This is a genomic window from Fodinibius sp. Rm-B-1B1-1, assembly GCF_038594945.1.
Classification (GTDB): domain Bacteria; phylum Bacteroidota; class Rhodothermia; order Balneolales; family Balneolaceae; genus Fodinibius; species Fodinibius alkaliphilus.
In genome coordinates this window covers 1,525,588-1,540,403 of record NZ_JBCFYD010000002.1, presented here as the reverse complement: position 1 = coordinate 1,540,403, position 14,816 = coordinate 1,525,588, and the positions used below count along the sequence as shown (strand labels likewise).

At 42.5% G+C, this 14,816-nt stretch carries 10 protein-coding genes and 1 pseudogene; 7 read left to right on the top strand and 4 right to left on the bottom strand.

Annotation, left to right across the window (positions count from 1 at the left end; all coding sequences use genetic code 11):
* Nucleotides 1-101 precede the first annotated feature (101 nt).
* Complete coding sequence (locus AAFH98_RS13950; RefSeq protein ID WP_342523391.1) at nt 102-1,190, top strand: class I SAM-dependent methyltransferase; 1,089 nt, start codon at nt 102-104, stop codon at nt 1,188-1,190.
* A gap of 140 nt (nt 1,191-1,330) precedes the next feature.
* On the opposite strand, the gene AAFH98_RS13945 is transcribed toward AAFH98_RS13950, so the two are convergent.
* Together AAFH98_RS13945 and AAFH98_RS13940 are read right to left on the bottom strand one after the other, a co-directional pair.
* A complete protein-coding gene (locus AAFH98_RS13945; RefSeq protein ID WP_342523390.1) occupies nt 1,331-3,016 on the bottom strand; it encodes a S8 family peptidase in 1,686 nt (561 codons plus the stop codon).
* 36 nt (nt 3,017-3,052) lie between these two features.
* Nucleotides 3,053-3,871, bottom strand: coding sequence for a hypothetical protein (locus AAFH98_RS13940; protein WP_342523389.1), 819 nt, complete (start codon nt 3,869-3,871; stop codon nt 3,053-3,055).
* 160 nt (nt 3,872-4,031) lie between these two features.
* Here AAFH98_RS13940 and AAFH98_RS13935 point away from each other — a divergent pair, with 160 nt between their 5' ends.
* Nucleotides 4,032-5,729: a tetratricopeptide repeat protein gene (locus AAFH98_RS13935; protein ID WP_342523388.1), complete on the top strand. Its 1,698-nt coding sequence runs from the start codon at nt 4,032-4,034 to the stop codon at nt 5,727-5,729.
* Nucleotides 5,730-5,884: 155 nt separating this feature from the next.
* On the opposite strand, the gene AAFH98_RS13930 is transcribed toward AAFH98_RS13935, so the two are convergent.
* The gene (locus tag AAFH98_RS13930; protein WP_342523386.1) at nt 5,885-6,688 is read right to left on the bottom strand and encodes a protein-L-isoaspartate(D-aspartate) O-methyltransferase; all 804 of its coding nucleotides are present in this window, start codon (nt 6,686-6,688) and stop codon (nt 5,885-5,887) included.
* A 139-nt stretch (nt 6,689-6,827) separates the two neighbouring features.
* Between AAFH98_RS13930 and AAFH98_RS13925 the strand changes: the two genes are divergently transcribed.
* The 3 genes and pseudogenes from AAFH98_RS13925 (at nt 6,828) to AAFH98_RS13920 (ending at nt 9,760) form a co-directional block, all read left to right on the top strand.
* Nucleotides 6,828-8,483, top strand: coding sequence for a class I adenylate-forming enzyme family protein (locus AAFH98_RS13925; protein WP_342523385.1), 1,656 nt, complete (start codon nt 6,828-6,830; stop codon nt 8,481-8,483).
* A gap of 125 nt (nt 8,484-8,608) precedes the next feature.
* Nucleotides 8,609-8,752 (top strand): annotated as a pseudogene (locus AAFH98_RS15115) (four helix bundle protein); the annotation flags it as partial.
* A 291-nt stretch (nt 8,753-9,043) separates the two neighbouring features.
* A complete protein-coding gene (locus AAFH98_RS13920) occupies nt 9,044-9,760 on the top strand; it encodes a hypothetical protein (RefSeq protein ID WP_342523384.1) in 717 nt (238 codons plus the stop codon).
* A 151-nt stretch (nt 9,761-9,911) separates the two neighbouring features.
* Here the strand turns inward: AAFH98_RS13920 and AAFH98_RS13915 are convergent, their stop codons facing one another.
* The gene (locus AAFH98_RS13915) at nt 9,912-10,340 is read right to left on the bottom strand and encodes a hotdog fold thioesterase (protein WP_342523383.1); all 429 of its coding nucleotides are present in this window, start codon (nt 10,338-10,340) and stop codon (nt 9,912-9,914) included.
* A 142-nt stretch (nt 10,341-10,482) separates the two neighbouring features.
* On the opposite strand from AAFH98_RS13915, the gene AAFH98_RS13910 reads away from it, so the two are divergent.
* A complete protein-coding gene (locus AAFH98_RS13910; protein WP_342523382.1) occupies nt 10,483-12,291 on the top strand; it encodes an AMP-dependent synthetase/ligase in 1,809 nt (602 codons plus the stop codon).
* A 63-nt stretch (nt 12,292-12,354) separates the two neighbouring features.
* Nucleotides 12,355-14,727, top strand: a complete 2,373-nt coding sequence (locus AAFH98_RS13905; RefSeq protein ID WP_342523381.1) for a 3-hydroxyacyl-CoA dehydrogenase/enoyl-CoA hydratase family protein — start codon at nt 12,355-12,357, stop codon at nt 14,725-14,727.
* The last annotated feature ends 89 nt before the right edge of the window (nt 14,728-14,816 follow it).

The following is a 14,816-nucleotide window of genomic DNA, read 5'->3' as shown; positions in this document are numbered from 1 at the left end:
CTTATTATGAGATCAGAGCAAATTATTTTGGCTTTTTTTGATAAAGTTTTATAACATACCGACCAGTTGGTTTGTAAAATATAAATAAATGGTAAAATACTATGTGTAATTCAGCGATAACAATGCCTCAAACGGCAAGTACTGAGACAGGGTTCGACGAATGGTTTGTTACGGCCTTAAATAGTGGTGCTTTAATGTTAATGATTTCAATCGGTCACCGTACAGGGTTATTTGATGCGATGGCTGAAATGAATTGGACCGACAGTGAAGAGTTGGCTGAAAATGCTGGTCTGAATGAGCGATACGTTAGAGAGTGGCTTGGAGCAATGGCCACGGGAGGAATTGTAGAGGTAGATGAATCGGAACGATATCTTCTACCCAAAGAACATACTCGACTATTAACGAGGGGTACGGATTCAGAAAATCTTGCTGTTATGTCACAATATATTTCAGTATTGGGTAGTGTTGAAGACGATATTGTGGAATGCTTTAAAAATGGTGGAGGAGTACCCTATGAAAAGTATGATCGATTCCATGAAGTGATGGCCGAAGATAGCGGAATGACAGTCGTAGATGCGCTTGAAGATTATATTCTGCCATTAGTTCCTGGACTTGTCGGAGAACTTCAAAGCGGGAAATCCGTTCTGGATGTAGGATGTGGTCGCGGACGAGCAATTCTTAAAATGGCCGGACTATTCCCGAACAGTAGATTTAAAGGTCTGGACCTGTCAGAAGAAGCCATAAGCTGGGCAAGGGCCGAAGCTAAGAAAAGAGGTTTGAAAAACGTAGAGTTTGAGATCCGTGATGCCAGTGACTTTGAGCAAACAGCTGAATCGGAGGCCTATGATTTTGTAACTACGTTCGATGCGATCCACGATCAGGCGAAACCGCTGTCGGTACTTAAGGGAATTAATCGTACGCTAAAGCCGGACGGACTTTACCTCATGCAGGATATTCATTCCACAGGACATGTCCATAAAAATCTGGATCATCCGTTGGGTCCAGCGCTTTATACGGTTTCGTGCATGCATTGTATGTCGGTGTCGTTGGCTCAGGGCGGAGATGGACTTGGTGCTATGTGGGGACGGAAAAAAGCGAAGGAACTACTTAGAGAGGCTGGATTCGAGGATATAGAGATTCACCAGTTGGATCATGACATCCAAAATGATTATTACGTAGTACAAAAATGAGGATTAACTATATTTTACTGGTGATTACTTAATCAACCAGTAGATAGTTCTTTCATTAATACAAAGTTGTAAGAAAGACTATATCTTATCTTTTCATATATATGGTATAGCTTTAGAATTTCTTATGAGTTGAGGTAAGGTCAACGATTGCTTAATTCTTCTGCTGCCTGAAGGGCTTTATAAACATTAACAACTCCATCAGAAACAGATAGTTCAGAAAATTGTACAGTTTCCGAAGCTTCTGGATTTCCCTCATTTGGGAGAATGACCTCTTGATCAGCATACCGGGTAGTGTTTTCCATGATGATCTGTCGAATTTGTTGAGTTGACAGATGAGGATAATAAGCCATAATGAGTGCAGCAGATCCGGCCACAACGGGGGAAGCCATGCTGGTACCTTCTTGAAATTTGTACTCGTTGCCGGGCATGGTTGAGTAGATATCTACGCCGGGTGCAAACAGATCTACGGTTTCATTGCCGTAATTGCTGAATTGAGCTACAAAATTTTCATCTGGTTTCCATGCAGTAGCCCCAACACTCAGCCATAAATTAGCAGATCCTCCATTTTCATACTTATCGGTGGGATAGCTGGGTTTCTTATCACTGTTTTCAGCACTATTGCCGGCACCATGAACCATTAATACGTCATTTTCGTCGGCATAAGCGATGGCTTTATTTACTACTTCTTTGTGGGGAGAATAACTTTTCCCGAAGCTCATATTAATGATATCGGCCCCATTATCCACGGCATAGCGAACGGCATTAGCTACGTCTTTGTCGCGTTCATCACCATTGGGCACGGCGCGAATAGCCATTATGCGTGTGTTGGTAGCAACTCCATTTACCCCAATCCCATTGTCACGTTCCGCGGCAATAATTCCGGCCACATGTGTGCCATGTGAGGGATCCGGTCCTGCTACGTCATGATTCCCGTAGTAGCGTTCGGTTTTGTCCTCATAGTTATCACCAACAATATCCCGCGGACTGAAATCAGGATTGTAGCCATATTTAGCAAACTCATAAATCTGTTTCTTTTGATCGGTAATGAGCGTAGAATCAATATCATTTTCGAGTATATAGCTCATTACATTTTTGGCAAAATTGAGCTCTTGACTGGTGGGCTGTAGGTTTTGAATATCTTCATATGAATATGAGGAATCCGCGAAATGGTTATCGAGGATATTCTGTGCTTCCTGCATGCTCTGGTTTAGCGATTCAATATTTTTGTACTGTTGATTGAGTTGATTGACTTCCGCTTCATAGTCCGACCGTATTTCTTTGTAGTAGACATACTTTTCGCGTGCTTGCTTATTAAGGGTAGTCGTATCTACATTGGCAAACCGTTGGTGCAGATCACGATAAATGCGTGTGAGTTCAAAGGTGTCATGATTTACATTTTTGCCATCCGATCCGCCAATAAAATTCCACCCGTTAACATCGTCTATATATCCATTGCCGTCGTCATCCTTTCCGTTAGCAGGAACCTCATCCTCATTGGTCCACATAACATCATCGAGATCCTCGTGTTCGGGATCTACGCCGCCATCAATGACTGCTACCACCACTTCTTTTTGAGGCGATTTATTGCTAAGCACGGTCTCATAAGCATTTTTGCTGCTGATGCCCCGAAACTGGGTATCTTGTTCATTCCAGTGATGCCAGCCCTTTGGAGGTTCCAGCATCGTCGAAAAGTCTATGGGTTCTTCAACAACTTCTGGCTGTTTTTCCGATGGAGCCGTCGGTTCTGGTTGTGTAGTAGGTTCTGTTGTAGAACAGCCAATGAAGGTGGCGATGATGGAGATGATGAGAAGAATACGGGTAATCATAGGATATAATGGTTTAACGGTCTGAGGTAGTACTCGTTATAAGTTCTCAATGGATTGCAGAAATTCGTCTGATGCTTTCTGGTAAGCGGATTTCAATGCCTCGGCTGTTGTTTGGCTGAGCCACCGGCCGGCTTCCGATTCATAAAAGGATTGATAGTCGCGAATCAGCTCATTATCAATACCATAAAATTGAACCATCAGCTTTTGTGTTATTTCACGCTCAATCTGCGATTGCGCTTGATTCCTAAAATTACTGACAAAGCCTTCAATTTGGGCATCGCTGAGTGTTCTTTGCGTATTGAGTATTCCAAAAGCTTTTACCAGAGAGCGAAACAGGATAACCTGTGTTTCGAGCTCCATTTCTGTGGCAGATTTGGTTTGCGCAAGGTTTGATAGCAACTCTTTTCGCTCCGCAGAAGGCGGATCTTGTTCCATTTCGTACCGGTTTACGACACGCTTTCGTATACCTTCAATAGTATAATACTCTTTTTCCGCATTGATTAAGGGCTGATTCTTTTCCTGAGAAAGCCACTCATTAACTGACTGCGCGTGTTTTTTATCAATACTGTCTTCAAATGTTTGGCGGATGTGTTCCGAAAGGGTATCTGTGGTGAAGGTCTCCAGAAAGATCTCCATCATTTTTTCATTTTGGGATGGAGGTAAGCCAAATGGATTCTGAGAAAATTGTTGGTGTAGGTCTCGTGGGCTTTCTTCAAGCATCTCATTAAATGGAATAGTACTTACAATATGTTGGATGGCATCAGTTTGTGAGGAGGCTGTGGGTTGTTGGCCTACAGAAATAATAGGTAAAGACGTTAGCAGAAAAAGAGTAAAGATTAATCTGAGTATAGTCATTATGTCAGAATTTGTAGTCGTAATACAAAAGAATGATAAATGAAGCTAAGAATAATTTATTAGTACAAAAAAAGTTTCTAAAGAATCGAAAGGCGGGATCCAAATATATCTTATAGAAGTATATAATATTATTCTGTTAATCTCTTAATAGGAGGGCATTATGTATAGATGGAAATGTCGTTTAGTTACATCTGGTATTTATGTTATGGGGCTTCTTGGTAGTCTTTTTCTATTTACCAGTTGTTCTGATGAATCTGACGATCGGCATTTGTTTGCCGATCAGCGAGCGCCCTTATTTGAGGGGATGGGGAACCACAATTTTGATGTATCTCTGCAGGATACGCTGGCTGATCAATATTTTGATCAGGCCATGATTTTGACTTATGGTTTTAATCATAAAGAAGCTGAGCGCTCATTCCGTCAGGTTGCCGACCTTCAGCCCGATCATCCGATGGCATGGTGGGGTGTGGCATTAGTGCAGGGACCGAATTTGAATCTTCCAATGATGCCTGATGCCATTCCGGTAGCTTGGGAAGCGCTGCAAAAAGCGCAGGAGTTGAGAGCTAATGGAACGCAGCGCGAGCAGGATTATATTAATGCTCTGGCGAAGCGCTATGCTGAAATTCCGCCCGAAGATCGTACTCAGCTGGACAGTGCTTATGCTCAGGCAATGGAAGAAGTAGCCGAAAAGTATCCCGATGATATGGATGCGCAGGTATTATATGCCGAGGCTTTAATGGATTTGCATCCGTGGGATTTTTGGGCGGAGGAAGGAGAAGCACAACCGTGGACGCCCAAGATTTTAGGGATACTTGAAAATGTGATAGAACAACATCCCGATCACCCAATGGCTAATCATCTGTATATTCATGCCACTGAAGCTTCACCCAATCCCGAGAAAGCATTGGAAAGTGCCAAACGACTGGGTAATGCGGTACCTGGGGCGGGACACTTGGTACACATGCCGGCACATACCTACATCCGTGTGGGAATGTACCACGAAGGGTCGGAGGCTAATGAGCGGGCGATTGAATCCGATAATGAATATGTGGCACAATGCCATCAGCAAGGGATGTATCCACTGGGATATATGCCACACAATCATCACTTTTTATGGGCTACAGCTACGTTGGAAGGGCGCATGAAACGTAGTTTAGAGGCTGCCAAAAATACGTTTGAGCATGTCGATACGACCATGATGCGTGAGCCGGGGATGGGACTCTTGCAGCATTTTTGGGCTATCCCAATGTATGGCAATGTGAGGTTTGGAGAATGGGATGCCATTATGTCTACTCCAAAACCTGATGAGGAACTACTTTATCCTCGTGGTGTTTGGCATTATGCTCGTGGAATGGCGTTTTTGGCTAACGAAGAGATTGACAGCGCAAGGCAAAGCCTCGATAATCTTAAAACTATTGCTGCGGATGATTCATTAAAAGAGGTTATCATAATGAATCACGCTTATGATCTCATGCAGATTGCTGCCCGCGTGTTGGAGGGGGAAATTCATGCCAAAAATAATGAGTATGACCAAGCTGTTGAGTCATTAAAAGAGGCGATCGCGATTGAGGATGAGTTGCTTTACAACGAGCCGCCAGATTGGTTCTTCCCTGTACGCCATAATCTCGGTACAGTTTTGTTGGATGCCGGTAAAGCTACCGAGGCCGAACAGGTTTTTCGCGATGATCTTAAGGAGTTTCCCAACAATGGATGGGCGCTCTTTGGGCTGTATCAAAGCTTATTGGCTCAGGGACGCGAAAGTGAAGCCCAAGAAGTTAAAAATCAGTTTGATGAAGTATGGCAATATGCTGATTTCGAGCTGACATCTCCCCGCATTTTAGAGCGGAAAGGAGCTTAATGGTTTAAAGAAAAGATCCTATGCTATGCAATCCTGAACCTTGTAACCTGTGTTAAAACTTCGCTGTATAAATTTTAGAATCTCGCAAAATAAGTTATAATAAAGGATACTTGGTACTTCTAAATTGTCAAGGCGTAAGTCATATAAGCAATATTTTATTGCTTTTGGGATTTCCCCGTCATCGGCACAAAACGAACGGGCAGCATTTTTTGTCGCGACAGGTTACCCTTTTCATCTTTGGTGATTTTGGTTAGAATTTGATTGCTGTCCACACTACCGATGGGGGCAATCATAATACCACCAGGTGCCAGTTGATCTATTAATGGTTGGGGAATCTCTTGAGGAGCGGCAGTTAGTATGATCTTGTCAAAAGGGGCATACTTAGGCCATCCTGTATAGCCATTGCCAATTTTTGTTTGGATGGTGTGATAGCCGAGTATCTTAAATCGACGAATAGCTTGATCGCCCAGTGGCTTTACAATTTCAATAGTGTAAACATGTGGGGTTAATTCGGATAACACGGCAGCCTGGTAGCCGCTGCCCGTACCAATTTCGAGCACCTTTTCTCCAGGTTCAACCTCAAGCGATTTGGTCATATAGGCAACAATATAGGGTTGAGATATTGTTTGATCATGTCCAATTGGCAATGGTCGGTCGGAATAGGCTAAATTTTGGTGATTTTTTGGGACAAAAAAATGGCGTGGGACGTGTTTCATCGCTGCAATAATAGATGAGTCTGTAATCCCTCTGCTGATAATATCATCTTCTACCATTTGGTGTCGCTCCTCTTTGCGCTGATCAAAGCGCGGGTGATTCCAATGGAGGGTGTCAGTCAAAACAGTGTCTACAGAAGATGGGGGTGTTAGTTGATCTGGTGGAAGAGGGGCTGGTTTGTCGAGTGTGAGCCAAAGTCCCGCCCCAGTAATAAGCAAAACGAGAAGATAATTAAGCTTTTTCATAGCTCCATCTTAGATCGTATATAACTTTTTTAAACATACTGCGGGCAAAAGTTCGTTCAAAATGTGGTTATAGGTTTGCCTTTCCGCCCGCCAAAACCTAAAATTGAGCACAGATCAACGGGGAATAAAAACAGTAGTTATGGATTTTAAAGAGCTTCAGAAAAAAATAGATCACGCACGAAATATATCAGGAGAATTACCGACCTTGCCATTTCAAGATATTTCTGGCTTGTTAGGGGCTCGTTCGGAGAAAAAGACAGAGTATCTGATCTATATTGATGAAAATGATAACCGTATTGAAGTTACCTATGCAGAATTTTACCAGCAGGTGCTTGACTGTGCTCGTTTTTTACAAAATCGTGGATTAAGTCGAGGGGATCGTGTAGCGACTATTGCTCATAATCACTGGCACACAGTGGTCCAATATTTTGCCGCTTGGTTATTGGGATTAGTGGTAGTGCCTATAAATTTGGGGGAAGATGATGAGCGCATTGCCTATATCCTGGAAAATGGAGAAGTAGAGCTGGCATTTGTACGCACGGAATATCGTGAGCGATTTCGAGGCATCCTGGAACAATATGAATACTTGAAAAATGTAGAGTGGATTGTTTGTGAAGGAGAGATCGAAAACTTTACTTCTCAGAAAGGTGACTTAGAGCTGCCAAAAGATTCCCTGGCTGAATCCGAAGCCCTGATTGTGTTTACATCTGGAACCACAGGCGCACCTAAAGGGGTTGTTTTAAGTCAACGTAATCTGCTTGAAGACGCCCGCAGTATTGCCAACTGGCACCAGATAGATGCCCAAACACGTATGATGTGCGTGTTGCCGATCCATCATGTAAATGGTACGGTGGTTACGCTTATTACACCCTTTTTCGTTGGTAGTTCAACGGTGCTTAATCAAAAATTTAGAACCAGTCGATTTTTTCCTCTTATCAAAGAGGAAGGTGTTCATATCGTAAGCATGGTGCCTACATTGCTACAGTATCTCAATAATTATTATGTGGATAGGGATAGCCCCAATACCTCGTCGTTACAACATGTGATATGTGGTGCGGGGCCACTGACTGTCAAAGTAGCTAAAACCTTTGAAGATCGATTTGATATCCCCATTATGCACGGCTACGGACTTTCTGAGACGACCTGTTACTCTTGTTTTTTACCTATTTATTTGGATCGGGAAGAACACAAAAAATGGATAGCTGACTACGGGTATCCGAGTATTGGTGTACCTATTCCAGCGAATGAAATGGCGATCCACGATGAGGATGGTAATGCGCTACAGGAGCAGGAGCGTGGTGAAATTGTGATCCGTGGCGTGAATGTGATGTTGGAGTACTATAACAATCAGGAAGCCAATGAAAAGACATTTAAAAACGGCTGGTTTCGTAGTGGTGATGAGGGATTTTATGTGGATGATGAGCAAGGACGATCATACTTTTTTATTACCGGTCGGTTGAAAGAACTCATCATCCGAGGTGGTGTGAATCTTGCGCCGCTTGAAATTGATGAGGTGATAAATAAAGCACCAGGCGTCAAGGCCGGTATTGCCGTGGGATTTGAAAACGATTGGTATGGAGAAGAAGTGGGAGCTTATGTCCAGCTTAAAGAGGGTGTTGAAGAGGATGAAGAAGCCATTTTGGAATTTTGTCGAGAGCACTTGCCATTTTCAAAGTCTCCCAAAGTGGTTGTTTTTGGGAATCAAATACCGGTGACCTCAACGGGAAAGTACCAGCGTAGAAAAGTGGTTCATCATTTTGAGGATTGGAAGGATGTGCAGTTTCGGGAGGAATGATGACATGAGATTCGGAGCATGGGGTATGGATTTTTGGGAGAGGTGGATAGGAGGCTATTTTTGAACTATTAATTCATATTAACATCAGGAGAGAAAAACTATGAGTCAATTTCGATTTATCGGATACCTTGGAAGATGATAAAAAGTTTAGATTTGCTGAGCAGTTACGGGGTGCTGTTATGAGTATCAAGAATAATATCTCAGAAGGAGTAGGTTCGAATTCAAAGAAAGATTTGGCCCGCTTCTTATTCAAGAAAATCCTGCTTTGAAACAGCAAACATTTTAATTCTTATGAAAAGCGAGACCATATGTCTTCAAAAATATTAAAGGTTAAACTTGATGAAATTGAGATCCTCAGTAAAATGATCACTAATTTTGAGAAGTCATTATTTAAAAAGTAGCGGTAAGTTTTGCTTATTTTTACTTTCTGCCTCAAACACCATGCTCTCGGTTCCGACCTTCATACCATAGCCAAACAATAAAACTTGCCCCTCTCTTCGTTATTAATTAAGGTTGAAAAAAGGATCATCTATCGTACGGTACAAAAGAAGGAGGTCACTATGGCATATTCGCTCAATATCGATCTGTTTACACGAGTACAATCGGATTTTGAATCCCAGCAGTATAAAATTTTGGCGGGACTTAAATCTGTTTCGAATGACTTTCAAATGAATAAGATTTATCCGCATCTAAGTCATCTTGTGGAACTCTATAACACTCTTGATGATATCCTAAATCGTCTGCGCGATTTGCGCAATGAATTTCCAAAGCGCATCAAAAAAATCGATTTTGTTAATGAAGTTATCGAACACGAAGTTGTTTTTGTGGATGGGTCAGATCTCTCCCAGGTAGAAGATCTTATTGAGTGGGCGTTGCCACATCTCAAGGCAAAAATTGAGGAAGGGAAGACGATTTATGAGTTTGTCAACGACGAGATAAAGCTCGAAGAGGTGGGCATTATTCCTAATTATACAGATGAGGGCTACTTTTTTGTGCCTGATAATGAAGAGTCGAAATTATTGCTTTTTCAGTATGAACTCACCGTTTTTGAAAGTGCGCAGGATAAGTACAGGTCGCTAAAAACGGCTTTTTTGAAAGGGCTTGAACAGGGAAGCGCACATCGATCACCGAATGCTATCAAACTGGATCTGATTGATGAAAACAAAGAATTGCCTAATCCGGCAACTTTTGCTTTTAACACTGATCTGGATTTTCCCTTTCGGGAGACGATTTTTCCTGTTACCAAGCGGAAATTGTTGCAGCAGCTTTATGAGTGATTTAGTATTAAGTCAAAAGTAGAAAGTATTGAGACTTACTGCACTATTTCTTTTTTAACTTATCTATGCTAAAAGTAAGATCAGGTAGATAGGGATTCCTTACAGAAAAAAATGCTTTGTAATGTGTAGTCTCACCTCCCAATACTCATATCTAAATATCTACCACTGCCAACGTACAGCGCGATATGCACACCAATTTTTCATCCTCATTAAAAATTTTTGTTTCCCAAACTTGGGTTTGACGTCCGGTGTGGATGGGTTTGGAAACGCCACGAACGGTTTCTCCTTTTTGGGCCGAGCGTACATGGTTAGCATTAATTTCCACGCCTACCGCCGTTTTACCCTCTTCTTCGATATTTAACCAAGCTCCGATAGATGCCAGCGTTTCGGCCAGAGCAACAGAAGCGCCGCCGTGAAGCAATCCGAAAGGTTGAATGGTATTTTCATCAACCGGCATGGTTGCCGTTACTTCATCCGATTTGAAAGAAGTAAACGAAATGCCAAGGGCACCTCCCATGTTTTTTTCTGTGATAGAAAGAAATTTTTCAACGCGATTTTCGATATTCGGTTGGATATACATAAATGATTCTGTTACAATAGATTAGTGGATACTTAAGATAATTATAAAAGACAAAGAAAAAATTTAAATAGACTTTTAAATCATCTACAATCGTTTAAATTATTGGTAACAAACGTCATCGACAATTAAATAGCGTACTGTTATGGCTTACGATCCAACTACCATCATTACTGAAATTGAAAAGGGTATAAAAAAGCATGATAAAGAAGTTTTTATATCCACCAAACGCAATGGGGAATGGGTGGATACTTCGAAAGAGGAGTTCCAAGAAAAGGTTCGGAAGTTAGCGCTGGGATTATACGAGCTTGGAGTACGGGCTGGCGATAAAGTGAGTTTGCATTCTGAAAACAGTGCTGAATGGGTTATTTGCGATCAGGCTATCCTTTCTCTCGGAGCGGTTAATGTGCCTATTTATACCACACAACCTGGCGAACAGATTAAGTATATTCTCAAAAATTCAGATGCAAAGGTTCATATTGTTTCGAATGATGACCTATTTGCAGATACCAAGCCGATTGTGAAAGGAATTGAAAATGTAAAGGCTATTATTTCAATTTTTGGATCAAAGCATGATAAACTGAAAGATTTTGATGATATCCTGGAGATGGGGGCCAAAAAGCACGAAGAAAATCCAGGATTATTTGAAGAATTGTGCTCACAGGTGGATCCTGATGACTTGGCGTCGTTAATTTACACTTCCGGCACGACCGGCGATCCCAAAGGAGTGATGTTGACGCACAACAATATTGCTTCGAATTTGTTGGCTTCGCTGGAGCGTGTTCCTTTTAATGAGGAAGTAGGTGAAGGTGAGCGTATGCTTTCGTACTTGCCACTCTCGCATGTTTTTGAGCGGATGATCACTTATATGTATCTGAGAATGGGATATCCTATTTACTACATTGAGGATGTGGATGAGATACGCGACGACTTTGCACATGTTCAACCCTATTATTTTGCAACGGTACCGAGATTGTTGGAGAAAATTCATACGGGAGTTAAGGTAAAGGGGCAGGAGATGAGCGGACTCAAAAAGCAGCTCTACTATTGGGCTATTAACCGGGCCGAAGAGTACGACCCCGAAAACCCGCCCAGTGGACTTGATGCCATCAAGCACAAAATTGCAGATAAGTTGGTTTATTCGAAAATACGAGAGTTATTTGGTGAAAATCTCCTTGGCATGGTGAGCGGCGGTGCAGCCCTGTCGAATAACTTATTCCGATTTATGAATGCGCTTGGCTTTGTCTGTATGCAGGGCTATGGACTTACGGAAACATCACCGGTGTTGTCAGTTCATGATGAAGACCACATGCGCATAGGCAGTTCGGGAACGCCATTATCTAATGTAGATATTAAAATTGCGGATGACGGCGAAATCCTGGCCAAAGGTCCAAATGTGATGAAGGGATACTATAATAACCCCGAAAAAACCAATGAGGTCTTTACCGATGATGGCTGGTTTATGACTGGTGATGTGGGCAAGCTGGAAGACAATTATTTGTTTATTACGGATCGTAAAAAGTCAGTTTTTAAATTGTCAACCGGAAAATATGTGGCACCTCAAACGATTGAAAACTTGCTCAGTGAAAGCGGTTTTATTGATCAGGCAATGGTGATTGGCTATCAGCGAAAATTTTGTTCTGCTCTCATTGTTCCTGATTATGGAAACGTCAAAAAACGACTAAAAGGACAGGGAAGATCAATTTCTGATCCTGCCAATGAAGATCCAGAGGTCCGTAAGCTTATTCAGCGTGAGGTTAACAAAGTGAATAATGAGCTTTCGCCGTGGGAGACCGTCAAAAAGTTTGTACTTCTTGAAACACCATTTTCTATTGATTCTGGTGAGCTTACACCTACGCTGAAAGTTAAACGCCCAGTTGTGAAAGAACGTTATGAAGATGAGATCGAATCGATGTATGCTGATGTAGAGGAGAAATCGGCAGCTGAAAAGTAATTTTCCTTTTGATGTAGCAACTCTGCTCCAAAAGTTAATGTAAAATTTTATACGATATTATTTATGTCTACGAGCAAATATGATATTCAGAAAGTAGCGGTACTTGGATCAGGAACCATGGGTAGTCAAATTGCGGCGCATTGCGTAAACGCTGGTATGCAAGTTTGGCTTTTAGATCTCAAAGATGAAGAGAGCGACAATCCCAATCAAACTGTGATCGACAATATTGCCAAGCTCAAGAAAATGAATCCATCGCCCCTGGGGTTGCCTGAATATGCTGATCGCATTCAGCCGGGTAATTTTTCGGATGATTTGGATGTACTTTCTGAGGTAGACTGGGTTTGCGAGGCCATCATCGAAAAGATGGACATCAAGAAAGATATGATGGCCAAAATTGAGGAGGTCCGCACGGAAAATACGATTGTGAGCTCCAATACTTCGGGCTTACCGATTGGCAAAATAAGCGAAGATTGTTCGGATGAATTTAAAGCTCATTTCTTGGGGACTCACTTTTTCAATCCGCCGCGTTATATGAAACTGCTTGAAGTTATTCCCACGAAATCTACTGCAGATGAGGTCGTGGAATATATGAGCCGTTTCTGTGAGCGCGATCTGGGCAAGGGCGTAGTGCAGTGCAACGATACGCCCAACTTTATTGCCAACCGCATTGGTATTTTCTCAATGGCCAGTATCATGCCCCACTTTTTTAATGGGAATTTTCGTGCCGAGGAGATTGATTATCTGTTGGGCACACTCACGGGCTATTCCAAAGCGGCTACTTTTCGAACAGCCGATATGTCTGGTTTGGATGTAATTCACCATGTAGCTACAAATTTATATCCCGTTATCCCCGATGACGAGCGACGCGAAGTGTTTAATCTGCCGGAAGCGTTTGAGAAAATGGTCGAAAATGGTAAGCACGGTAATAAAGCCGGCGAAGGTTTTTACAAGAAAGTCCGTACGGATTCTGGCAAAGAGTATAAAGTAATTAACCCCAAAACGGGAGCATACGAGTCGCAAATAGATCCTGAATTTGAAAGTGCAACTGATGCCAAGAAAAAGTTCGAATCATCTGAGGAACGACTGAAATTTTTGGTAAATCAGGATGATGAAGTGGGGCAGTTTTTATGGGAAGTTCATTGTGATTTGCTACTGTATGCGGCCAACCGTGTTCCCGAGATTACGGATTCGGTCGAAGCCATCGATCGTGCAATGAAGTGGGGCTTCAACTGGGAGTTAGGACCATTTGAACGATGGGATGCTATAGGGGTTTCCGAATCAGTTGAGCGCATGCAGGGTGAAGGTTTGGACGTCCCGCAGAATGTGTTGGATATGCTTGATAGCGGCCGTGAGCAGTTTTATAACAAGGATGAAGGTACGGTTTACAATCTGGCAACCGGAGAGGCTGAGAATTTGAGTCCGCCCGCAGAGGGAGCAATTCGTGTAACGGATCTCAAATCTAACAATAAAGAAGTGTTTGGCAATGACAGCGCTGGGTTGTACGATCTTGGGGATGGTATTGCCCTTTTCGAATTCCGTACCCGAAAATACACGCTCGGCTTCGAGCTAGTTCAGTCGCTACAGAAAGCTTGTGATGTGGTAAAAGAACAATTTGATGGGCTGGTTATTAGTCATGATGGGGACAACTTTACCTACGGCGCGAATTTGATGGAAGCCATGGGGGCCTGGCAAAAAGGGGAGAAAGATCGGGTGAGACAGGCAGCAAAGAATTTCCAGGATGTGGCAGTTGGATTGCGTTATCAACCGTTTCCTGTAGTAGTTGCTCCCTTTGGTAGATCGCTTGGGGGTGGAGTAGAATTTCTTCTTCACGCTGACAAGGTAGTGGCTGCCCATGAACTTTACTGTGGACTCGTAGAAGTGGGCGTTGGGTTGCTTCCAGCAGGAGGAGGAACGAAAGAAATGTTACTACGCACCATGCAAGGTCTGATAGATGATGAGCAGGTTGATCCCATGCCGAATATTAAGGGGAAATTTAAAACGATTGGCATGGCCAAAGTATCTGACGGAGCCCCCAAAGCCAGAAAATATGGCTATCTGCGTGATTCCGATTCTGTTGTGATGAATCGTGACTTGCTGATTTCAAATGCCAAGGCGGAAGTCCGGAGAATGGCCGATGCGGGTTATTATCCGCCTGAAAAGCCTATGATAAAGGTACTTGGGAACGAGGCATTAAGTTCGCTTAAGATGATGCTGCATATTATGCACGAGGCCAATTTTATCACCGACTATGATAAAGTGGTGGCTGAAAAAGTGGCTTATATTATGAGCGGTGGTGATCTGAGCGAACCACAAGAAGTGCCTGAGGATTATCTGTTGCGACTTGAACGAGAGGCTTTTTTAGAACTATTGGAGGATGAGCGAACCCAAGCCCGGATTGAGCACATGCTCAAGAAAGGTAAACCATTGAGGAATTAGCGTTTAGAATTTCAGGATCAGAATACAGAATAAATTGTTTCTGTATTCTTTGACTTAACTACAAGAAGGAATTTTCAATTAATAGTTTA

Coding starts and splice junctions, on each gene's coding strand:
- AAFH98_RS13950 (WP_342523391.1), top strand. CDS start 102: ATGTGTAATTCAGCGATAACAATGCCTCAAACGGCAAGTACTGAGACA.
- AAFH98_RS13945 (WP_342523390.1), bottom strand. CDS start 3,016: ATGATTACCCGTATTCTTCTCATCATCTCCATCATCGCCACCTTCATT.
- AAFH98_RS13940 (WP_342523389.1), bottom strand. CDS start 3,871: ATGACTATACTCAGATTAATCTTTACTCTTTTTCTGCTAACGTCTTTA.
- AAFH98_RS13935 (WP_342523388.1), top strand. CDS start 4,032: ATGTATAGATGGAAATGTCGTTTAGTTACATCTGGTATTTATGTTATG.
- AAFH98_RS13930 (WP_342523386.1), bottom strand. CDS start 6,688: ATGAAAAAGCTTAATTATCTTCTCGTTTTGCTTATTACTGGGGCGGGA.
- AAFH98_RS13925 (WP_342523385.1), top strand. CDS start 6,828: ATGGATTTTAAAGAGCTTCAGAAAAAAATAGATCACGCACGAAATATA.
- AAFH98_RS13920 (WP_342523384.1), top strand. CDS start 9,044: ATGGCATATTCGCTCAATATCGATCTGTTTACACGAGTACAATCGGAT.
- AAFH98_RS13915 (WP_342523383.1), bottom strand. CDS start 10,340: ATGTATATCCAACCGAATATCGAAAATCGCGTTGAAAAATTTCTTTCT.
- AAFH98_RS13910 (WP_342523382.1), top strand. CDS start 10,483: ATGGCTTACGATCCAACTACCATCATTACTGAAATTGAAAAGGGTATA.
- AAFH98_RS13905 (WP_342523381.1), top strand. CDS start 12,355: ATGTCTACGAGCAAATATGATATTCAGAAAGTAGCGGTACTTGGATCA.